Origin of the sequence: Methylobacterium gnaphalii, from assembly GCF_007992215.1 — a bacterium.
In the GTDB taxonomy this organism is placed as follows: Bacteria; Pseudomonadota; Alphaproteobacteria; order Rhizobiales; family Beijerinckiaceae; genus Methylobacterium; species Methylobacterium gnaphalii.
The window spans coordinates 1-515 of the sequence record NZ_BJZV01000086.1 but is presented as its reverse complement, the minus strand read 5'-3'; the positions used below and the strand labels follow the sequence as shown (position 1 = coordinate 515).

Genomic DNA, 515 nt, shown 5'->3' with positions numbered 1-515 from the left:
GCGCGTCACCCTCCGCTCGGAAGGAGTGAATCACTACTTCAAGCCGGCAGCAACGACGCCTTTTTTAACACTATCGGTCGGAAGCAGACGGTACTATGCGTCAGATTTTAGCCCCTAGGGCGCAGCAACGTTGCCCTTGCCGATGTCCTGACGGCACTCGGTACCATCGACCAAATAGGCGCTATCATTCGCCAGAGCCTAAGGACGCCCTTCGCCGACGCGGTGCTGCGGCGGGCAGTGCAGGACCGCGCAAGTGCCACGTGGTGACAGTCGCAGCAAACGGCCGGCCTCGGTTAAACGAGCCCGGCCGTTGATCCTGCGGGCCCCTCAGGCAGCCTTGCGGGCACGCGGCTTCCGAGTGGGAGCAGCGCTGACCTCAGGTTCTTGAGCCGCTTCGGCCGCTGCCATGCTGCCCGGCCGGCCGAGACCGATCGACTTAGCCAGCGTGGAGCGCTGTGCGGCGTAGTTCGGGGCCACCATCGGATAGTCGCTCGGCAGGCCATAGCGCTGGCGAT

Annotated in this window: 1 protein-coding gene; it reads right to left on the bottom strand. The window is 64.5% G+C overall.

Annotated features, from left to right (window positions below; genetic code table 11):
• Window positions 1-327: 327 nt before the first annotated feature.
• On the bottom strand, window positions 328-515 hold a 188-nt coding region (locus tag MGN01_RS23175; RefSeq protein WP_174804628.1), incomplete at its 5' end, for a MucR family transcriptional regulator.